Source organism: Streptomyces sp. NBC_01635, assembly GCF_045209715.1.
GTDB lineage: Bacteria > Actinomycetota > Actinomycetes > Streptomycetales > Streptomycetaceae > Streptomyces > Streptomyces hirsutus.
Window position 1 is genome coordinate 3,472,470 of sequence record NZ_CP109277.1, and the last position, 20,270, is coordinate 3,492,739.

General features: G+C 70.9%; 18 protein-coding genes and 2 tRNA genes. 11 read left to right on the plus strand and 9 right to left on the minus strand.

The features are described 5' to 3' along the window. Positions 1–36 precede the first annotated feature (36 nt). From ehuB to OHB56_RS16305, 6 genes are all read left to right on the plus strand, one after another. Entirely contained in the window at positions 37–972 is a 936-nt protein-coding gene (gene ehuB, locus OHB56_RS16280) for an ectoine/hydroxyectoine ABC transporter substrate-binding protein EhuB (protein WP_406354051.1), read from the plus strand. After that, positions 969–1,685: an ectoine/hydroxyectoine ABC transporter permease subunit EhuC gene (gene ehuC, locus OHB56_RS16285; RefSeq protein ID WP_326752923.1), complete on the plus strand. Its 717-nt coding sequence runs from the start codon at positions 969–971 to the stop codon at positions 1,683–1,685. The genes ehuB and ehuC overlap by 4 nt, the downstream gene beginning before the upstream one ends. Continuing rightward, entirely contained in the window at positions 1,685–2,335 is a 651-nt protein-coding gene (gene ehuD / locus OHB56_RS16290; RefSeq protein WP_055597822.1) for an ectoine/hydroxyectoine ABC transporter permease subunit EhuD, read from the plus strand. Before ehuC ends, ehuD begins: the two co-directional genes overlap by 1 nt. Positions 2,336–2,429: 94 nt before the next feature. Beyond that, positions 2,430–3,158, plus strand: a complete 729-nt coding sequence (gene ehuA, locus OHB56_RS16295; RefSeq protein WP_326757009.1) for an ectoine/hydroxyectoine ABC transporter ATP-binding protein EhuA — start codon at positions 2,430–2,432, stop codon at positions 3,156–3,158. Positions 3,159–3,387: 229 nt separating this feature from the next. Further along, positions 3,388–4,146 (plus strand): IclR family transcriptional regulator C-terminal domain-containing protein, encoded by a 759-nt coding sequence (locus OHB56_RS16300; RefSeq protein ID WP_326752924.1) that lies wholly within the window; start codon positions 3,388–3,390, stop codon positions 4,144–4,146. A 108-nt stretch (positions 4,147–4,254) separates the two neighbouring features. Further along, positions 4,255–4,328: transfer RNA gene (locus OHB56_RS16305), tRNA-Lys, on the plus strand. 100 nt (positions 4,329–4,428) lie between these two features. Here OHB56_RS16305 and OHB56_RS16310 read toward each other — a convergent pair. The 3 genes from OHB56_RS16310 to OHB56_RS16320 all read right to left on the minus strand — a co-directional run bounded on the left by OHB56_RS16310 (position 4,429) and on the right by OHB56_RS16320 (position 7,447). Beyond that, the gene (locus OHB56_RS16310; RefSeq protein ID WP_326752925.1) at positions 4,429–5,034 is read right to left on the minus strand and encodes a lytic polysaccharide monooxygenase; all 606 of its coding nucleotides are present in this window, start codon (positions 5,032–5,034) and stop codon (positions 4,429–4,431) included. A gap of 159 nt (positions 5,035–5,193) precedes the next feature. Then, positions 5,194–6,276: an SPFH domain-containing protein gene (locus OHB56_RS16315; RefSeq protein WP_406354055.1), complete on the minus strand. Its 1,083-nt coding sequence runs from the start codon at positions 6,274–6,276 to the stop codon at positions 5,194–5,196. 217 nt (positions 6,277–6,493) lie between these two features. Further along, a complete protein-coding gene (locus OHB56_RS16320; protein WP_406354056.1) occupies positions 6,494–7,447 on the minus strand; it encodes an NlpC/P60 family protein in 954 nt (317 codons plus the stop codon). 229 nt (positions 7,448–7,676) lie between these two features. Between OHB56_RS16320 and OHB56_RS16325 the strand changes: the two genes are divergently transcribed. The 3 genes from OHB56_RS16325 to OHB56_RS16335 all read left to right on the plus strand — a co-directional run bounded on the left by OHB56_RS16325 (position 7,677) and on the right by OHB56_RS16335 (position 12,335). Then, positions 7,677–7,750 (plus strand) — tRNA-Lys (locus OHB56_RS16325). A gap of 467 nt (positions 7,751–8,217) precedes the next feature. Next, a complete protein-coding gene (locus OHB56_RS16330) occupies positions 8,218–10,398 on the plus strand; it encodes a glycosyltransferase family 2 protein (RefSeq protein ID WP_406354057.1) in 2,181 nt (726 codons plus the stop codon). Next, positions 10,395–12,335 carry a galactose oxidase-like domain-containing protein gene (locus tag OHB56_RS16335; protein ID WP_406354059.1) on the plus strand — a complete coding sequence of 647 codons (1,941 nt, stop codon included), beginning with the start codon at positions 10,395–10,397 and terminating at the stop codon, positions 12,333–12,335. The genes OHB56_RS16330 and OHB56_RS16335 overlap by 4 nt, the downstream gene beginning before the upstream one ends. Positions 12,336–12,496: 161 nt before the next feature. On the opposite strand, the gene OHB56_RS16340 is transcribed toward OHB56_RS16335, so the two are convergent. The 6 genes from OHB56_RS16340 to OHB56_RS16365 all read right to left on the minus strand — a co-directional run bounded on the left by OHB56_RS16340 (position 12,497) and on the right by OHB56_RS16365 (position 18,596). Continuing rightward, positions 12,497–13,531 carry a glycoside hydrolase family 6 protein gene (locus OHB56_RS16340; protein WP_406354061.1) on the minus strand — a complete coding sequence of 345 codons (1,035 nt, stop codon included), beginning with the start codon at positions 13,529–13,531 and terminating at the stop codon, positions 12,497–12,499. Positions 13,532–13,838: 307 nt separating this feature from the next. Next, positions 13,839–14,528 carry a class F sortase gene (locus tag OHB56_RS16345; protein ID WP_406359098.1) on the minus strand — a complete coding sequence of 230 codons (690 nt, stop codon included), beginning with the start codon at positions 14,526–14,528 and terminating at the stop codon, positions 13,839–13,841. A 29-nt stretch (positions 14,529–14,557) separates the two neighbouring features. After that, positions 14,558–15,160: a hypothetical protein gene (locus tag OHB56_RS16350; RefSeq protein ID WP_406354063.1), complete on the minus strand. Its 603-nt coding sequence runs from the start codon at positions 15,158–15,160 to the stop codon at positions 14,558–14,560. Positions 15,161–15,305: 145 nt separating this feature from the next. Then, complete coding sequence (locus tag OHB56_RS16355) at positions 15,306–16,085, minus strand: HAD-IIA family hydrolase (protein WP_406354065.1); 780 nt, start codon at positions 16,083–16,085, stop codon at positions 15,306–15,308. A gap of 154 nt (positions 16,086–16,239) precedes the next feature. Beyond that, positions 16,240–17,046, minus strand: a complete 807-nt coding sequence (locus OHB56_RS16360; protein ID WP_406354067.1) for a hypothetical protein — start codon at positions 17,044–17,046, stop codon at positions 16,240–16,242. 179 nt (positions 17,047–17,225) lie between these two features. Continuing rightward, positions 17,226–18,596 carry an ROK family protein gene (locus OHB56_RS16365; protein WP_406354069.1) on the minus strand — a complete coding sequence of 457 codons (1,371 nt, stop codon included), beginning with the start codon at positions 18,594–18,596 and terminating at the stop codon, positions 17,226–17,228. Between OHB56_RS16365 and OHB56_RS16370 the strand changes: the two genes are divergently transcribed. Both OHB56_RS16370 and OHB56_RS16375 read left to right on the plus strand, forming a co-directional pair. Next, complete coding sequence (locus OHB56_RS16370; protein ID WP_406354071.1) at positions 18,595–19,674, plus strand: Gfo/Idh/MocA family oxidoreductase; 1,080 nt, start codon at positions 18,595–18,597, stop codon at positions 19,672–19,674. The genes OHB56_RS16365 and OHB56_RS16370 overlap by 2 nt on opposite strands. Continuing rightward, positions 19,671–20,150, plus strand: coding sequence for a heme-degrading domain-containing protein (locus tag OHB56_RS16375; RefSeq protein ID WP_406354073.1), 480 nt, complete (start codon positions 19,671–19,673; stop codon positions 20,148–20,150). Before OHB56_RS16370 ends, OHB56_RS16375 begins: the two co-directional genes overlap by 4 nt. Positions 20,151–20,270 lie beyond the last annotated feature (120 nt).

The window sequence follows — 20,270 nt, forward strand, 5'->3', positions numbered from 1 at the left end:
GGAATACTCGGCATCGATTCGGGTAGCCGCGCCGCCATGGCTCCACCACTGGGAAAACCACTGAGACGACGCGGGGAAACGTCCACGCCCGTCGGGCCCTCACGCCGGTCGCTGCTCGCGGGGGCCGCGGCGCTCGGCGCGCTGGGCGCGGCGGGCGCGGCGGGCTGTTCGCGCGTACCCACCGAGGCGAGCACAGGCGGTGGCGACCAGCTCGAACGGCTCAAGGCGGCGGGTGTGGTCCGCCTGGGCATCGCCGGCGAGATCCCCTTCGGGTACATCGACAAGAACGGCAAGCTGACCGGTGAGGCACCGGAACTCGCGAAGGTCGTCTTCAAACGGCTCGGTGTGGACCGGGTGCAGCCCGTGCCCACCGAGTTCGGTTCGCTGATCCCGGGTCTGAATTCGCAGCAGTTCGACGTCGTGGCCGCCGGGATGTACATCAATCCCGAGCGGTGCGAACAGGTCATATTCTCCGACCCCGATTACCAGATGCTCGATTCCTTCATCGTGCGCAAGGGCAACCCGAAGGGGCTGCACACCTACAAGGACGTCGTCGAGAAGAAGGCGAAGTTCGCCACCGGCACCGGGTACGCGGAGATCGCGTACGCGGTCGAGGCCGGATATCCGGAGGGCGACATCCTGATCGTCCCCGACCAGGTCGCCGGACTGAACGCGGTGGAGGCCGGGCGGGTCGACGTCTTCGCCGGTACGGCGCTCACCACCCGCGAGGTGGTGAAGAAGTCCGCCAAGGCGGAGGTCACGGAGCCGTTCCGGCCGATCGTCGGCGGTGAGCCGCACACCGACGGCGGCGGCTTCGCGTTCCGCCCCACCGAGACGAATCTGCGCGACGCCTTCAACGAGGAGCTGGCGAAGCTTAAGGAGAGCGGCGAGCTGCTGCGGATCCTGCGGCCGTTCGGTTTCACCGAGGACGAGATGACGGATCTGACCGCGAAGGAGCTGTGCGGCGGATGACCTCAGGACTCTGGGACCTCGTACTCAAGGGCGTCTGGGTCACGATCCAGCTGCTGGTGCTCAGCGCGCTGCTCGCGACCGCGGTCGCCTTCGTGGTCGGCATCGCGCGCACCCACCGGCTGAAGTTCGTCCGCTTCCTCGCGGGCCTCTACACCGAGGTGTTCCGCGGCACCTCGGCACTGGTGATGATCTTCTGGGTGTTCTTCGTGCTGCCCCCGGCCTTCGGCTGGCAGCTGGTGCCGCTGTGGGCGGGCACGCTGGCGCTCGGCCTGACCTACGGCGCCTACGGCGCGGAGATCGTGCGCGGCGCGCTGGCCGCCGTCGACCCGGCCCAGCGCGAGGGCGGTATCGCGCTCAGCTTCACGCCCGCGCAGCGGATGCGGCTGATCCTGCTGCCGCAGGCGGTGCCGGAGATGATCCCGCCGTTCTCCAACCTGCTCGTCGAGCTGCTCAAGGGCACCGCCCTGGTGTCGATCATGGGCATGGGCGATCTGGCGTTCAGCGGCAACCTGGTGCGCCTGGCGCTCCAGGAGAGCGCCGAGATCTACACGTACATCCTGATCATCTACTTCGTGATCGCCTTCCTGCTCACCCGGATCATGCGCGGTCTGGAGAAGAAGCTGAAGGCCGGCGTCGGAAAGAAGCCCGTGCCCGAACCGGATCTGGAACTGAAGCGGGCCGAGACGACCGGTGTCGGCGGGGGAGGTGCCTGATGAAGTGGGACTGGAGCGCCGTCTCCGAGTTCATGCCGTACTTCTGGGACGGTCTGCTGGTCACCCTGCAGATCCTGGTCCTCGGCTCACTGATCTCGTTCGTCCTCGGTCTGGTGTGGGCCCTGCTGATGCGGGTGCCGTCCCGCTGGGTGACCTGGCCGGTCGGCGGGGTGACGGAGTTCATCCGCAACACCCCGCTGCTGGTGCAGCTGTTCTTCCTGTTCTACGTGCTGCCCGAGTGGGGAGTGACCTTCTCGGCGCTGACCACGGGTGTCGTCGCCATCGGTCTGCACTACTCGACGTACACGATGCAGGTCTACCGCGCGGGCATCGAGGCCGTGCCGGTGGGCCAGTGGGAGGCGGCGACGGCACTGAACCTGCCGCTGCGCCGGACGTGGACCGCGGTGATCCTGCCGCAGGCCGTGCGCAGGGTGGTCCCCGCGCTCGGCAACTACGTCATCTCGATGCTGAAGGACACGCCCCTGCTGATGGCGATCACCGTGCTGGAGATGCTCGGTGAGGCCCGCCTGTTCTCCCAGCAGCACTTCCAGTTCACCGAGCCCCTGACGGTGATCGGCCTCGCCTTCATCGTCATCTCCTACCTGGCCTCCCTTGCCCTCCGAGCCCTGGAGCGACGCCTTGTCCACTGACAGCACCCAGCCCAGCACCCCTCCCGTCCCCGACGCCGGCACCGAGAAGGCGGCCGACCCGGCTGCCGGCACCGCCCGCGCCGCCGGCAACGAGCTGATCCGGCTGGAGAAGGTCACCAAGCGGTTCGGGACCAACACGGTCCTCGACGACCTGGACTTCTCCGTGGACGCCGGCAAGCACGTCACCCTGATCGGGCCGTCCGGATCGGGAAAGACGACGATCCTGCGGCTGCTGATGACGCTGCTGAAGCCCGAGGAGGGCACGATCACCGTCGACGGGGAGCAGCTGTTCCCCGCGCCCGAGAAGCAGGTCCGCGAGATCCGCAAGAAGATCGGGATGGTCTTCCAGCACTTCAACCTGTTCCCGAACATGACCGTGCTGCGGAACATCACCGAGGCGCCGGTCACCGTGCTCGGCCTGTCCAAGGACGAGGCCGAGGACCGGGCGCGGGAGCTGCTCGAGATGGTCGGGCTGACCGAGCACGTCGACAAGCATCCCGCGCAGCTGTCCGGCGGTCAGCAGCAGCGGGTGGCGATCGCGCGGGCGCTGGCGATGCGGCCGCAGGTCCTGCTCCTCGACGAGGTGACCTCGGCGCTCGACCCGGAGCTGGTCGCGGGTGTCCTGGACGTCCTGCGGGACATCGCCCGCTCCACCGACATCACGATGCTCTGCGTCACCCACGAGATGAATTTCGCCCGGGACATCTCCGACCGTGTCCTGATGTTCGACCAGGGCCGGATCATCGAGTCGGCCCCGCCGGAGAAGCTCTTCAGCGAGCCCGAGCACGACCGGACCCGGGAGTTCCTCAGCGCGGTCCTGTGACGGCGGGGCGAGGTCGGAAGGCGGGCGGTCTCCGGAGCGGGCGGCCTCCGGGGCAACGCCCGAGGTCCACGCGCCGGGGCATCCCCTTGGCATATGCCCGTGGACCGGCACCGCAGTTGGGGGAGCCGCAATCTCGTCAACACCCGCTCTCCGAAAGCCGCTTGACGGCTATCGTGGAGAGGATTCGCTGACCGGATTGCGGCACCATGAGCGAGCGCAGGGGGAAACCGTGGCGCTGAAGCACAAGCCGACCGCCCCGCACCACTCGGTCCAGGACGCCCTGCGCGTCCTGGACACGGTGGCGCGGCACACCACCGGAGTCACCGACACCCAGCTCGCCCGTGAGACCGGCCTCGGCCCGGAGCGACTGACCACGCTCCTGTCGATGCTGCGCCGGGAGGCCTACGTGGAGCAGAGCGCCGACGCCACGTACGTCGCCGGGGAGGCCTTCGCCCGCCTCGGCTCGGCCCAGGAACACGAAGCGGCGCTGCACGGCAAACTCCAGCGCACCCTGGACCGGCTCCGCGACCGTGTCGGCGCCGCCGTCTACATGAGCCGGTACGTGGACGGCGAGGTGAAGGTCACCCAGTACGCCGCCGGGCCGGCCGCCCCGAAGGTCCACGAGTGGGTGGACTTCCGCGACGCGGCCCACGCCACCGCCATCGGCAAGAGCCTGCTGGCCCAGCTGGACCACAACGGCCGGCGCGAGCATCTCGCCCGGCACCGGACGGTCCGGCTCACCTCGCGCACCATCACCAGCGACAAGGTGCTGCTCTCCCGGCTGGCGTCCCATCCGCCCACGGTGCCGGTGCTCGACCTCCAGGAGTACGCGATCGGCACGGTCTGCGCGGCCGTCCCGGTCACCGCCGGCTCCTCGGTGGGCTGCCTGGCCCTGTCCCTGCCCGTCGAGCACGCCCACCGCCTGCGCCAGGCCGCCGACGCCCTCAACCGCAACGCGGCTCCGGTGCTGCTGTCGCTGACGATCTAGGCGGCGGGGCGCCGGGAGGCACCGGGCCGGCGCGCGGTCGGAAGCACCCCTCGGGAGCGGGTAGTATTTTCCGCGTCGCCGACTGCGGAAGCGGACGGCGGGAGTCATGCGCCGCTAGCTCAGTTGGTTAGAGCAGCTGACTCTTAATCAGCGGGTCCGGGGTTCGAGTCCCTGGCGGCGCACAGTGAAGGGCCTCTCGCGGAAGCGGGAGGCCCTTCGTCGTGCCCGGCCGGGGTGCGGCGCCGAGGTGCGGTGCCGGACGGGCGACGCCGGGGAGCTGCGTCAGAAGGTGACGTCCGAGCAGGCGTAGAACGCGTTGGTCGTGTCGGCGACCGACCACACCGCGAGGATGACGTGGCGCCCGCTCAGCCCGGACGGGAGCGTGCCGCTGTGCGAGAGCGTCTGCGGCGGGCGCTGCCCGTTGTAGGGCACCTTCAGGAACGGGGTGAGGTTGAGGTCGGACCGGGCCAGATTGTGGTTCTGGTTCCAGCCCGGCTTGGTGATGTAGTACGAGAAGTCGCTGGTGGCGTGCATGGCCGTGAACTGCCACCGGAAGGTGTAGTTCTGGCCGCCCGACACCCTGGTGGTCGGCCAGGCGCCGCCCGAGGGCGTCTTGGGGCTGTCGAGCTGGGCGAACCGCGTGTTGTTGGCCGAACAGAGCTGACCGTCGGCGGCGCCGGAGCCGGGGAAGCCCTTCGGGCCCTCGACGCTCTGCGGCTCCCACTGGATGGAACCGCAGTTGGTGACGCTGCCGTTCTGGCAGAGCTTCTGCCTGCTGATGGGCAGATCGGTGTAGCCGTGGCTGCTGGCACCGCCGGAGGAGAGCACGAGCGCTCCGGTCGTGGCCAGCCCCACCGCGGCTGCGTACAGCTTGGTCTGTGTGCGCATGCTGCCGCTCCTGGGGAACGTGGGGGGAGTTTCGGTGAGCTGGTGCAGGTAGGTCTAGACCAAGGCTCAGATTAGGGCTGCCGCTTGATCATGTCCATACCAATAACCCAACCCGTTCGGCGCCTCCCCGCACCCGGCCCGCCCCGGCCGCGGCACGTTCTACGGCTCCCTCTCCCCCCGCCCCGCGCAGAACGCCACCGTCAGGTCCTTCACCAGCACCTTGCGCTCGTAGTCGTCCAGGTCCACCAGGCCTCGCAGGGTCAGCCGGGTCACCGTGTCCTCCACCGAGTCCACGACCGAGGTGAGCGCGCTCGCCCGCTGCCGGGCGTCCAGCTCGGCGATCAGGCGCCGGTGTATGGCGGCGGCCACCTCGGGGGCGTACTCCACCCGGACCGGCCGCACCGCGAACACCTCGATCCCCACCGGGCCGGCGTCCGCCGCGACCAGCCGGGTCAGCGCGTCCTGCGCCGTGCCCGCCGTACCGCTCGGCTCACCCGGCGCCTCCACCCGGACCCGGAGCAGCGCCGCCTCGACGCACTCGCGCACGTACCTCTCGTGGTCCTCGACGCCCAGGGCGGCCCGCGCGGTGTCGCGCACCCGCCACACGACCAGGACGACCGCCCGCAACGCCACCCCACCGCGGTCGGCCGCCTGCATCGGCTCACTGCGCCAGTGGCGCAGCCGCACGTCGACCCGGCGGCGCAGCAGCAGCGGGTTCACCCACAGCAGGCCGGTGCGCCGGACGGTCCCGCGGTAGCGGCCGAACAGACCGAGCACCCAGGCCCGCCCGGCCCGGCCGCGCGCCAGCCCGCCGAACCCGAACAGGCCGAGGGCCCCGGCCGCCGCGTACGCCGCCCACTGCGCGGGCCCGAGGCCGGCCGCTCCCGCCTGCGCCGGAAGCCCGAGCGCGACGGTCACCGCCGACGGCAGGACGCCCGCCCACCACGACGTGGCCACGCACCCGGCCGCCCCGCACATCCCGGCGAGCACCCCCGCACCCCCGGGCAGCACCCGGGCGGGCCGCTCCGCCAGGTGGGGGTCGACCCGCGGCACGGGCGACCGGGACGCCTCGGCGGCCGGGCGGCGGAACCACGGCTGCTCCCCCGCGCCCCGCCGGCTCCCGGCGACCGCGGGACGCGGCCGCGCGGGCGCCGGGTCGGGGCCGTCGCGGAACAGCAGATGGACGGGGATCTCGGTGGTGGACTCGGTGCGGATCACCCGCCCGGACCGCCCCGCCACCAAGCGCTCGCCCCCGACCGGTCGCCCGGGTCCGGGGGTACGGGAACCAGGGGTGTGCGGGCCGGGAGGACAGGCGTCAGGGGGGTGCGGAGGGTCGGGGACGTGGAGGGCGTCAGGGGAACGTGGAGGGTCAGGGACGTGGAGGGCGTCAGGGGAACGTGGAGGGTCAGGGACGTGGAGGGCGTCAGGGGAACGTGGAGGGTCAGGGACGTGGAGGGCGTCAGAAGTGGTCAGGGTCATGCCTGCCTCCAGTCTTCACGCCGCCGGCCGTCAGCAGCTCCTGGGTCAGCGAGCCCGGCAGCCCGCCCATGAGGGTTCCCCCGCGGGCGGAAGCGGTCACGCCCAGGTACCGGTACGGGACGTAGCCCGCGGAGTTGTTCCAGTAGGCGTACGGGGTGGATCGCCGGAGCGTGTTCGGGCGGGTCTGCTCGTAGGCGACGTAGGCGGTGCGCGTGCTGTCCGTCCAGCCGCCGAAGAGGGCGACGTGGGAGCCGCCCTGCGGGTCGGCCGCGTTGTGGAACAGCAGCATGTCCCCCGGCTGGAGTTCCGACTTGGTGATCTTCTGCGCGTACTGTCCGAGGCTTCCGGTCCACTCGTTCGCGGGCAGGTTCCACGCCATCGAGACGAAGCCCGAGCAGTCCTGCCGGTAACCGTCGGACCAGTACGCGGACACGCTGTACGGAACCTTCGCAGCGACCCATCTCTCGGCCCGTTCGATGATGTCCGCACGGGTGATCGCGCGGCCCGACGACGGGGGCGGGGGGTCCCCGGGGTCCGCGGGATCGGTCGTCCGGCCGTCGGGGCCGTACAGCGGCCCCCTCGGCCCCTGCGGGGTGGCGGGCCCCTCGTCGGCGGGGGCGCCCGGGACTCCGGGAAGGCCGGGCCGGACGGCGGTGTGCGGTGCGGCCAGGGCGGGGACCGCGCACGCGCCGATCACCGCCGACGCCGCGGCGGCCACGAGGAGGGGGCGGAACACCGCTCGCCGACCGGCTGTACGGACGGCCGGCGGGCGGGGAGGCGCGAGCGCACGCCGCCCGTGAACACAGCCGGGGCAGCCGCAGTCGCTCGCGGGGTCGAACTCCTCGAACACCGGGGACTCCATGCGCTCCATGTGCTCCATGCGCTCCATGCGCTCCATGTGCTCCCCGCACACCCCGCCGTCCGAGCGGTCCATGCGACCCCCCTCACGGTTCCGGCCACATGTCCGCTCACACGCCCGGTGAAATAAGTCACGTCTGTGCATAAAGATCAGCTTCTCAACCGCCCACGGGGCACGCATCCTGACGGTCCGAATGATGCAAGCGCGCCGGCACGGGCGCCGGCGGCGGGCGGAACCCGGAGCTCCGCCCCGCGGGGCGGTCGGAAGCACCTCGCGGGGTCCGGTACAGTTACGGGGTCAGCGAGCGCCGCTAGCTCAGTTGGTTAGAGCAGCTGACTCTTAATCAGCGGGTCCGGGGTTCGAGTCCCTGGCGGCGCACCGACAGCACGGGCTCCTCGTTATCGAGGGGCCCGTAGCTTTTGGCCGGAAATCCCCTCGCACCCGCTGAACGCCTCCCCTTCGCCACACGTATGGAACATGAGCCCCACGCGACTCCCCCAGAAATCACAATGGGACCATATGACCGGCGGGCACCGGATTTCCCACCTTGCGATCATGATGAAACCCGTCCAACCTGGTTCCTTCACGATGCCGCGGATTCGCGGCTGTTGGGGGGCGAAAGACCGGTTGCGGACGGTGCGGGACAAGGCGTCCCGCCCTCCGGGTGATGCCGCGGGGGACGCGTCACGCAACCGCAGGGAGCGCTGTGCCGTGTCTATATGGTGTGGGTGCCGTGGTGACAGCGATCCACCATTGACGCGCCCGGAAAGGTCGAGGGGGACCGGACACGGGCGGAAAGAAGCAACGAAACACGCGGCGAGACCGTGTGTGGGGGGATGACACTCATGACGTCGACGCCGTCGGGCGCCCAAAGGGACGACGACCCGTCCCAGACCACCCAGCTCAGGGTGCCTGCGCACCGGACCGGAAACACGGGCGCTTTCCGCCGGATCAAGAAGACGCTGCCGAGATACGACTACGAGCATTACAGCCGGCTCGCGGGGCCCCTCACCCAGCCCGATCCGAACAAGCCGTACACGGTGCAGTACCGCTCGCTGATCTCGCAGGAGCCGCACCGCATCCGCATCGCGCTGATGCTGGCCGCGGCCCCCCTGCTGTCGGTGGTGCTGCTGGTGTGGCTGCTCCAGCCCGCGCACTGGACGGAGCGCGACTACTCGGCGTTCGACTGGCTGCCCGCCCTCGATGTCGTGATGCTCGTCTCGATCGGTCTGATCGAGCTCTTCCGCTGCATGAACGTGCTGTCCAACGCGCACGCCACGCTGGTCGCCCGCGATCCGATCCCCGTCGTGCCCGAGACCGGCACCCGGGTCGCCTTCCTCACCTCCTTCGTGCCCGGCAAGGAGCCGCTGGAGATGGTGACGAAGACCCTGGAGGCCGCGGTCAAGATCCGCCACCGGGGCACCATGCACGTCTGGCTGCTCGACGAGGGCGACGACCCCGAGGTGAAGGAGGTCTGCGCGCGCCTCGGTGTGCACCACTTCTCCCGCAAGGGCGTCGCGAAGTGGAACCAGGCCAAGGGCCCGCACCGCGCCAAGACCAAGCACGGCAACTACAACGCCTGGCTCGACGCGCACGGCGACGACTACGAGTTCTTCGCCTCGGTGGACACCGACCACATTCCGCTGGCGAACTACCTGGAGCGGATGCTCGGCTTCTTCCGCGACCCGAACGTCGGCTTCGTCATCGGCCCGCAGGTCTACGGGAACTACGACAACTTCGTCACCAAGGCCGCCGAGTCGCAGCAGTTCCTCTTCCACGCGCTCATCCAGCGGGCCGGCAACCGCTACGGCTCCCCCATGTTCGTCGGCACGTCCAACGCTGTGCGCATCAAGGCGCTCAAGCAGATCGGCGGCCTATACGACTCGATCACCGAGGACATGGCGACCGGCTTCGAGATGCACCGCGCCAAGAACCCGGCGACGGGCAGGAAGTGGCGCTCGGTCTACACCCCGGACGTGCTCGCGGTCGGTGAGGGCCCCAACGCCTGGACGGACTTCTTCACCCAGCAGATGCGCTGGTCGAGGGGAACGTACGAGACGATCCTCAAGCAGTACTGGAAGGGCTGGTACTCGCTGCCGCCGAGCAAGCTCTTCAACTACACCATGATGATCATCTTCTACCCGATGTCGGCCCTCAACTGGATCCTGGCCGCACTGAGCTGTGCGCTGTTCCTGGGCCTGGGCGCCTCGGGTGTGAACATCGACCCCGCGGTCTGGCTGATGCTCTACGGCAACGCCTCCGCGCTCCAGATCGGCCTCTACATCTGGAACCGCCGCCACAACGTCTCCCCGCACGAGCCGGAGGGCTCCGGCGGCGTGGCCGGCATGATCATGTCCGCGCTGTCGGCACCGCTCTACGCGAAGGCGCTGATCGACTCCGCCCTGCGCCGCAAGAGCAAGTTCGTGGTGACGCCCAAGGGCGACTCGGCCAGCCCGGACACCTGGTTCGGCACCTTCCGGTACCACTGGTACTTCATCCTGATCTTCGGTGGCTCCATCGCCGCCGGCTTCGTCTACGGGCACGCGCACCCGGCGATGATCATCTGGGCGACGTTCGCCCTGCTGATCACGGCCGCACCCATGTTCGTCTGGCGGCACGGTATGCGCCAGGACAGGAAGAAGCCGCCCGGCGCCCATGCGGCGGGCCAGGTCCCGGCCGACCGGCCGGCGGCGGACCCACCGAAGGACTTCGCCCACGAGCCCGCGACCCAGCAGCTGCAGACGCTCCCGCGGGTGCAGCAGCAGGCGCAGGCCCCTGGTCCGTATCAGGGGCAGCAGTACCAGGCTCAGGCTCAGCAGTACGGGCAGCACGCCCAGCAGCAGCCGCACGCCGCGCACGGCCGGCAGGACCGGCCCAGCTGGGCCGCCTCCCACGGCGGACCGGCGGGGCAGGAAGAGCAGGGCGGCCCGGCGGGACCGGGTGGAGCGACAGATGCCGGGAACAGCTCCGGCAACGACCAGACGATGCAGATCGCCCTGGGTGGACTTGGGGGACGTAAGGAATGAACGACCGTGCAGGCCGCCGTCGCGCCCGTCGGATCGCGATAGGCACCGCGGTGGTACTCGCGCTGGCCGGCATGAACGGGCCCTGGCTGTACCGCGAAGGGTCCGAGAAATACCACCAGTACAAGATCAACAAGCCGGAGTACAAGGCGGAGAACGGCCGCTGGGAGATCGTCGAGTTCCCGGAGAAGTACCGCCAGAACACCATTCACGCGGCGCTGCTGCACACCGGCAAGGTGCTGCTCGTCGCGGGTTCCGGCAACAACAAGGACAACTTCGACGCCAAGCAGTACGACACGCGGATCTGGGACCCGGTCAAGAAGACCATCAAGAAGGTGCCGACGCCGAGCGACCTGTTCTGCACCGGCCACACCCAGCTCGCCAACGGCAACCTGCTGATCGCCGGCGGCACCAAGCGGTACGAGAAGCTCAAGGGCGACGTGACGAAGGCGGGCGGCCTGATGGTCGTCCACAACGAGAACCCGGACAAGCCGATCACCCTGCCGGCGGGCACCAAGTTCGTCGGCAAGGAGAACGGCAAGACGTTCGTCTCCAAGGACCCGGTGCTCGTCCCGCGCGCCAAGAAGAACTTCGACAAGGAGACCGGCGAGTTCCTGGGCAACACCCCGGGCTACGGCCGCACCTACGTCGAGGCGCAGAAGGAAGGCGCCAAGTACCAGACCGGCACGCAGGACAACTACACCGTGCAGGGTCTCAGCGGTGAGGACGCGCAGAACACGTACGGCATCGCCGAGAAGCTCGCCCTGGACAAGAAGGACTTCCAGGGCATCGACGACGCCTTCGAGTTCGACCCGGTGGCGGAGAAGTACATCAAGGTCGACCCGATGAAGGAGGCCCGCTGGTACCCGACGCTCACCACCCTGAGCGACGGCAAGATCCTCAGCGTCTCCGGCCTCGACGACATCGGCCAGCTGGTCCCGGGCAAGAACGAGATCTACGACCCCGAGACCAAGAAGTGGACCTACACGGACAAGGTCCGTCAGTTCCCGACCTACCCGGCGCTGTTCCTCATGGAGAACAGCAAGATCTTCTACTCGGGTGCGAACGCCGGCTACGGCCCCGACGACGTGGGCCGCGACCCGGGCATCTGGGACGTGGAGACCAACAAGTTCACCAAGGTCCCCGGCATGAGCGACGCCAACATGCTGGAGACGGCCAACACCGTGCTGCTGCCCCCGGCGCAGGACGAGAAGTACATGGTGATCGGCGGCGGCGGGGTCGGCGAATCCCCGCTGGCCAGTGAGAAGACCCGGATCGTCGACCTCAAGGCCGACAGCCCGCGCTTCGAGGACGGCCCCTCGATGGACAAGGGCACCCGCTACCCGCAGGCCTCGGTCCTGCCCGACGACAGCGTGCTGATCTCGGGCGGCTCGGAGGACTACCGGGGGCGCGGCGACTCCAACATCCTCGAGGCGCGGATCTACGACACGGCGAAGAACGACCTCAAGCGCGTCGCCGACCCGCTGGTGGGCCGCAACTACCACTCCGGCTCGATCCTGCTGCCCGACGGCCGCGTGATGTTCTTCGGTTCGGACTCCCTCTACGGCGACAAGGCCAACACCAAGCCGGGCACGTTCGAGCAGCGCATCGAGATCTACACGCCGCCGTACCTCTACGGCGAGAACGCGCAGCCCGACCTGGCGGGCGGTCCGCAGACCATCAAGCACGGCGAGTCCGGCACCTTCACCTCGAAGGACGCCGCGTCGATCAAGAAGGTCCGGCTGATCCGGCCGAGCGCCTCGACCCACGTCACCGACGTGGACCAGCGTTCCGTCGCCCTCGACTTCGAGACCGACGGCGACAAGCTGACGGTGACCATGCCGGAGAGCCGGAACCTGGTCCACGCGGGCTGGTACATGATGTTCGCCACCACCGCGGACGGGACACCGAGCAAGGCCCAGTGGGTGCAGGTGCCGTAACCGGACCGGCAGCCCGCGCCCGGCACGTACGGGCACACGCGTAGGGGGCGTCCTCCGTCACGGAGGACGCCCCCTACGCGTGTACGCGGTGTGCGGTACGTGATGTGCGGTGTGCGGTGTGCGGTACGCGGTGTGTGCTGGGCTGTATGGGCGGTGCGAGGTCAGTCACTGGCCTCGGCGAGCTTCACCGCGTAGTCCTCCCACCACGCGCCGGCCTTCGGGCCGCCCTTGCACTCGCCGTCCGACTCGCCGGGCCGCTTCACCCACAGGTACGCGTCCACCAGCGGGTCCGCGGTCTTGATCGTCGGCGTCTCGCCGAGGGCGCGGCCGGGCGGGTTGCACCAGCGCTCCTCCGCGTCGCCCCCGGTGTAGGGGCCGTTGCCGTTGCGGCTGGTGTCTACGACGAAGGGCTTGTCGCCGACCTTGGCGGAGAGCTGCTTGCCGTAGGCGATGGACTCTTCGGTGGAGTAGTAGTTGGACACGTTCACCGAGAAGCCGTCGGCCTGGTCGATGCCCGCCCACTTGAGCGGCTCGTGGATCTGGTCGGGGTTGCCCCAGCCGGCGTTGCCCGCGTCCAGGTACACCGTGGTGTTCTTCAGGCTCTTGAGCTTGGCGACGGCACCGCTGAGGACGTCGTAGCGCTCCTCGTGGAACTTCTCCGGCGTGCAGCCGTCGACCAGGTGGAGCACCGCGTCGGGCTCCAGGATCACGGTCGCCGCCCGGTCCCCGATGCCCTTGGCCACGCCGTCGATGAAGGCGCGGTAGGCGTTGCCGTCGGCGGCACCGCCCTGCGAGTACTGGCCGCAGTCGCGGTGCGGGATGTTGTAGAGGACGAGCAGCGCGGTGCGGCCCGCCTTGTCGGCCGCCTCGGTGAAACCGCGGGCCTGCTCCTCCGGGTTCTCCGGGCTGATCCACTCGGCGGCGGGCTGCTCCGCGATCTTGCGGATCTGCTCGGCCTCCGCCTTCTTCCCGTCCGCCCTCAGATCGGCCATCTGCTGCGCGGCCGTGCCCTCCGGGTTGACCCAGAAGGGGTTCGCGTCCTTGGGCTGCTGCGTGATCTCCCCGCCGGCCGTCCTGTCCGAGCCGTCCCCGTCGTCGCCGGAGGAGGAACACGCTGTCATCAGCAACGCCGCCCCGAGTACCGCTGCCGACGTCCGCCTCGCGGCGAACGCCCGGGCCCCCCTGCTGCCGTACATCCAACCCCCCTTGGGTGCACTTGTTCCGTGCGTGCCGAATCCCAATCCTGACATACGCGCCGCGACAGCCACGAGGCCGAGTCATTCTTGTCCGCGAGCTGTTACAGCTGTCGTACGGTGACAGGTCACCTGGGGCGATCACGGAAAGCGACCGGAAGCGGGGACGGCGTCGACCGCCCCGGAGCCACGTCCGGGGCGGGTGGACGGGATGCTCAGGGCGCTCGAGACGCCCGGAGTGGGGCACGGTTGCGCCCGGGGTGCTCGGGGTGGGGGCACGGTTGCGTCCGGGGCCGGGGTGCGGTGGTGCTCAGGCTGTGGTGCCGGTCAGGTAGGCGGAGACGACCACGTTCGCCGTGTAGCGGTCGCGTGCCGTGTCGAAGGCGCCGCCGCAGGTGATGACGCGCAGTTCGGCCCGGCCCGAGCGGCGCGGCCCGTAGGCCTGCTGGGCGTCGAACCCTTCGCGGGCCAGGACCTGGACGTCCTCGATCGTGAACTCGGCGACCCTGTCGTCCTCGCGGACCACCCGGATCTTCTGGCCGGGCTTCAGCGTGCTCACCCTGTAGAACACGGCGGGCCGGGTCTCGGTGTCGACGTGCCCCACCACCAGCGCGGTGCCGGACGCTCCGGGCGCCACCCCGTCCGCGTACCAGCCGACCACGTCGGGCCGGTCGAACGGGGGCGGATCCAGCGCGCCCCGTTCGTCCAGGCCGCGGGAGACCACCGGGGCCCGGACGTCCAGGCCGGGTATGTCGAGGCGCCGCGGCAGCGCCTCGCCCAGCGGGCGGTGGGCGGGCGGAAGGTCCGCCCGGGGCGGGCGGCCGGCGGCCGCCATGTCACCGGTGGAGGCCCCCGACCCGCCGAAGCGCAGGTCGAGGCCTTCCCCGCCCCACAGCCAGAGCACGAGCAGCAGCACCACCCAGGCCACACCGGTGAGCAGCCGCCCCGGCCGTACCGGTTGTCCCTGTTGATCCAAGTGCTCCGGTCGTCCCGGTCGCATCTCGTCGTGATCGGACACGGGCGGCCGCCTCAGCCGGTCGTTCCGCGGCTCCGTCGTACGCGACCGCGTACGACGGCTCCCGCGGCGACTGCCACGAGGAACAGTCCGGTCACCGTCTGCGCGGCGCCCGGCCCGCCCTCGCCGGCACCGGTCCCTGTGCCGTCGTCCGTACCGGTGTCGGCGGCGGCCAGCGGGGTGCTGCCGCCACCGCCCGCGTCGACGGGGGCGACGGGCGAGGCGTGGGCGGTCGGCTCGGCGGCCTCCGGCTTCGACGGTTCGGCCGTCCCGGAGGGCCGGTCGCGGGCGGGGGCGACCTTGATCGTGCCCTGGCGGGCCCGCTCGCCGCAGTTGACCAACACGGGGTACGTGCCCGCGGTGAGCGTGGAGCGGACCCGGCTCTCGCCGACGAGGACGCCGTCGGCGACGGTGAGCCGGACCTCGGAGACGAATGCCGAGGACACGGCGAGCGCCGTCCGCTCGGCACACTCCGCCACCTTGAGGGTGACGTCGGTGCCGGGGGCAGGGGTCACCGGTGTCACCGAGACGCCCGTGTCGTCCGCCGCGTACGCCGCCGGAGTGAACGCGGCGACGGCCAGGATTCCGGTGCAGAGAGTGAGTCGCAATGAACCCATCGTGTACCTCCAGACACCGGGAGCGTGCCCCGTCGGGTGGGGTACCGCATCCTCAGGGTGCGGTGATTGCTCCACACGGGTGACATCGGAGGGGGAGAGGCCGGGGCGCCCGGGTGACGCTCCGGGCAGCGCCCCCGGAAAGGTGTCAGATGAGGTCGACGAGGTCCGCGATGGAGTCCAGGACCTGGGACGGCCGGTACGGGAAGTCCTCGACCTGCTCGGGCCGGGTCAGGCCGGTGAGCACCAGGAACGTCTGCATCCCGGCTTCGATGCCGGCCAGCACGTCGGTGTCCATGCGGTCGCCGATCATGGCGCTGCTCTCGGAGTGCGCACCGAGGGTGTTCAGTCCGGTGCGCATCATCAGCGGGTTCGGCTTGCCCGCGAAATACGGCTGCTTGCCCGTCGCCTTGGTGATCAGCGCCGCCACCGCGCCGGTCGCGGGGAGGGGGCCCTCGGCGGAGGGACCGGTCTCGTCGGGGTTCGTGCCGATGAAGCGGGCGCCGTCGTTGATGAGCCGTACCGCCTTCGTCATGGCCTCGAAGGAGTAGGTGCGGGTCTCGCCGAGGACGACGTAGTCCGGCTCGTGGTCGGTGAGGATGTAGCCGATGTCGTGCAGCGCGGTGGTCAGACCGGCCTCGCCGATGACGTACGCCGAACCGTTCGGGCGCTGGTCGTCCAGGAACTTGGCGGTGGCGAGCGCCGAGGTCCAGATGTTCTCGATCGGCACGTCCAGGCCCATGCGGCGCAGCCGGGCGTGCAGGTCGCGCGGGGTGTAGATCGAGTTGTTGGTGAGGACCAGGAACGGCTTTCCGGACTCGCGGAGCTTCTTGATGAAGGCGTCGGCGCCCGGGATCGGCACACCCTCGTGGATGAGCACCCCGTCCATGTCGGTGAGCCACGATTCGATCGGCCTGCGGTCTGCCATGTGCGGGATCTCCTGCCTTGCGCGGTCCTGCGTGCGCTCCAGCCTAGACATGCCCGGATCTTGGGGGAACGGCCGGTGCGACTCGGCCCGGCCCGGTTCGGCTCGGTGCGGTGCGGGTGGGTGCGGCCGCCGGGCGGGACCGGGCAGGGCCGGGTCAGCGGCGCCTGCGGGCGGCCCGCAGCAGCGCCAGGCCTCCGACGAGCAGGGCCACCGCGGCTGCGGTGAGGACTGCGGCGAGGGTCCCGCCAACGGTGCCGGTACGGCTGCCGGTGCGGGCGAGTTCCTCGACGAGGGGGAGGGGGGACGGGGAGGGGTTGTCCCGGGGAGCGGGGGTGATGGGTGCGGTGGCTTCCGCGTCGGGATCCGTTGCGGGGCCCGTCCCGGGGCCCGTGGTGATGCGGAACCGGTACTCGTCCGACTGGCCGACCCAGTCGCCGTCGTCCTCGTCCTCGTGCCGCTGGACGATCGCGGCCGTGGTGACGACCTCGCTCGCCACGGCGTCGGACGTGAGGGCGAGCCGTAGTTTTACGGTGAGGGTCCGGCCGGCTTCGACGGTGAATCCCTCGAAGCCCGCGTCGTCGTCGGCGAGGGCACCGACGAGTTCGTCCTCGTCGGTGGTCTCGAAGCGGACGGTGTGGGGCAGTTCCCGGTCCGCCGTGTAGAACTCCAGCACCGGCTGCGAGGCCCGCAGCGCCCGCTTGTCGTCGAAGAGCACGACGACCGGGTGGATGCCGCCGCAGGAACGCTCGGTGGTGTTGGTGAGTTCGAGGTACCAGGTGCCGAAGCCGCCCCCGGCCCGGTAGGAGTCGGGGCCGCCGTGGATACGGATGGTCAACGGGAAGTCCGACTCGTCCGCGGCGGTGCAGGCGGGCGGCGGCGCTTCCGCGTGGGCCGGGGTCGCGGTGGGAAAAACCGCGGCCACCGCCGCCAGGAACAGGGACGCGGGCGTGCAGAGTCGCATGCCATAGGGCCTTGCCGTTCGGCGGGCGGACACCACCGGGGCGCCCCCGATCGCCCCCGCACGGCGGAACGATTCCCCCCGCTCGGCGGAACCCGCCGTCCCACCCGGCCACTCCGCCCGACTCCCCGAGCCCCCCAGCTCCCCGGCCCCCGAGATCCCGGGTCCGCGTCTCCTCCTTCTTATCCGTCCCCCCGTCCGAACACCGGGGCCAGTACCGACTGGGCCGCCCCTTCGGCGACCTGCTGCCCGCTCTCCCGGTGTCCCCCCTCCCCGCCGTCCCGTCCGCCGCCCTGCCCGCCGCCCGAGGCGATCCGTACCGGGACGGGGGTGTCCCCGGTGCGCCGGGCGCGAGCCTCCAGGACCTCGCGCACACCTCGTACGAACGTCTCCGGGGCCGCCTCGACGATCCGGCCGCCGAGCAGGACGCGGTCGATGTCCAGCAGGCCGACCAGGTTCGCCGCGCCGGTGCCCAGGACCCGGGCCGCCTCGTCGGTGTCGCCCCTGGCCACCGCTCCCAGGCACAGGGCTTCGACGCAGCCCCGGTCGCCGCAGCCGCAGCGCGGCCCGTCCAGTTGGAGAACCTGGTGGCCGAACTCCCCCGCCCCGGTCCGCGGCCCCCGGTGCACGCTGCCGCCGATCACCAGCCCCGCCCCGAGTCCCGTGCCGAGGTGCAGATAGGCGAAGGAGCCGCCCTCGCCGCCCACGGCCAGGCCCAGCGCCGCCGCGTTGGTGTCCTTGTCGACGACGACCGGCACCCCCAGCCGCCGCGACAGCGCGTCCCTCAGCGGAAACCCGTCCCACTCGGGGAACCCGGTCACCCGGTGCAGCACGCCCCGGGCGTGGTCCAGTGGTCCGGGCAGCGCGATCCCGGCGCCGAGCAGGGAGAGACGGCGGCGTCCGCGTACGGCTGCCCCGTCCCCCCGCGCTTTTGGCCCTCCCTGTTCTCCCGGCTCCGCGGGTGCCTCCCGCGGTATCCCGCCCCGTTCGACCCACAGTTCCTCGACGACTCCTGCCACCCTGGTCAGTACCGCGTCCGCGCCCGCGCCCAGGTCCAGGGGGGTGTTCCGCTCCCCCACGACCGTCCCGTCGAGGTCGACCAGGACGGCCCGTAGTTCGTCCCGGTCCAGGTGCACGCCCACCGCGTGCCCGGCCTCCGGCACCAGCCGCAGGACCGTCCGGGGCTTGCCTCCGGTGGACGCCCGGCGTCCCGCGTCCGCCGCGAGGCCATCCGCCCGCAGCCGGGCGGTGATCTTGCTGACCGCCTGCGGGGTGAGCCCGGTCCGCTCGGCGAGTTCGAGCCGGCTGATGCCCTCCGCTCCCGCGGTCCGCAGCAGGTCGAGCACGAGCGCGGTGTTGTGGCTGCGCAGGCCGAGCAGGTTGACCCCGGCCGTGGTACCGGTCCTGCCCGCCGTACCCGGCGTGCCCGTACTGCCCGCCGGGCCCGTACCGACCGTCGCGCCCCTGCCGTCCGGTCCGCCGTTCGTCCTGTTCACCCGCCCATTCTCTCCCGTGCTTGCACTTTGGCAACAGCGTTGCCAAAGTAGGACCATGACTGGTACCCCCCTTCGCGTCGGCCTCGTCGGCTACGGCCTCGCGGGCTCCGTGTTCCACGCCCCGCTGATCACCGCGACCGAGGGCCTCGCCCTCGACACGGTGGTCACCTCGAACCCCGAGCGGCAGCAGCAGGCCCGCGCCGAGTTCCCGGACGTCCGTATCGCGGCCACTCCGGACGAGCTCTTCGAGCGCGCCGGTGAGCTGGACCTGATCGTGATCGCGTCGCCGAACAGGACGCACGTCCCGCTCGCCACCGCCGCCCTGAAGGCCGGCCTGCCGGTCGTCGTCGACAAGCCCCTCGCCGGTACGGCGGCCGAGGCCCGTGAGCTGGCGGCGCTCGCCGAGGAGCACGGCCTGCTCCTCTCCGTCTTCCAGAACCGCCGCTGGGACAACGACTTCCTCACCCTGCACAAGCTGGTGTCCGAGGGCACGCTCGGTGACGTGTACCGGTTCGAGTCACGCTTCGAGCGCTGGCGGCCGGAGCTCAAGGGCGGCTGGCGGGAGTCCGGCGACCCCGCGGAGATCGGTGGTCTGCTCTACGACCTCGGCAGCCATGTCGTCGACCAGGCGCTCGTCCTCTTCGGCCCGGTGACCTCCGTGTACGCCGAGGCGGTCGTCCGCCGCGAGGGTGCGCGGACGGACGACGACACCTTCATCGCGCTCACGCACGCGAACGGCGTCCGCTCCCACCTCTACGTCTCCGCGACCACGGCCCTGCTCGGCCCGCGTTTCCGCGTCCTGGGCTCCGAGGCGGGGTACGTCAAGCACGGCCTCGACCCCCAGGAGGCCGCTCTGCGCGACGGTCTGCGCCCCGGTACCGGTTCGGGCGCCGATTGGGGCACCGAGCCCGAGAAGCTGTGGGGCCGCGTCGGTGCCGGGGAGTCCCCGATGACCGGCGGCGGGCGTGTCGAGCCGACCCTGCCCGGCGACTACCCCGCGTACTACACGGCCGTGGCGAAGGCCCTCCTGGAGGGCGGCCCCAACCCGGTGACCGCGCAGGAGGCGGCCGCCGCCCTGGACGTGCTGGAGGCGGCCCGCCGTTCCGCCGACGAGAAGGTGACGGTGACGCTGTGACGCAGCCCGCATCCACCCCCACCGTCGAAGAGCTGGAGGAGCAGGAACGCCGTCTGGTGTTCCGCCGGTTCACCCACGAGGACGCCTGGGCGCTGGGTTCCCTGCTGGTGGAGACGGCCCGGGAGCGGCAGGCCCCCGTCGCCATCGACATCCACCGGGCCGGCCAGCAGCTCTTCCACGCGGCGCTGCCCGGTTCGGCCCCCGACAACGACGCCTGGATCGCCCGCAAGCGCCGGGTCGTCGAGCGGTACGGCTCCGCGTCGTACCTGGTGGGCGCCCGGCACCGCGCCAAGGGCACGACGTTCGAGGAGTCCTCCCGCCTCGACCCCGACACCTACGCGGCCCACGGCGGTTCGTTCCCGATCGCCGTCGAGGGCGCGGGCGTGATCGGCGCGGTGACGGTCTCCGGCCTCCCCCAGCTCGAGGACCACCGGATGGTGGTGGAGGCGCTGGAACGGTTCCTGGCACAGCTTTAGTGCTCTCGGGGGAAGCCGGGGATTGTCCCGGGACGCCCTCCGGTCGGGACGTGCCGCACCCGTGACGATCGGGGACAGCACCCACCCCGTCCGACCGCGGCCCGGCCCCGCCGACCTCCC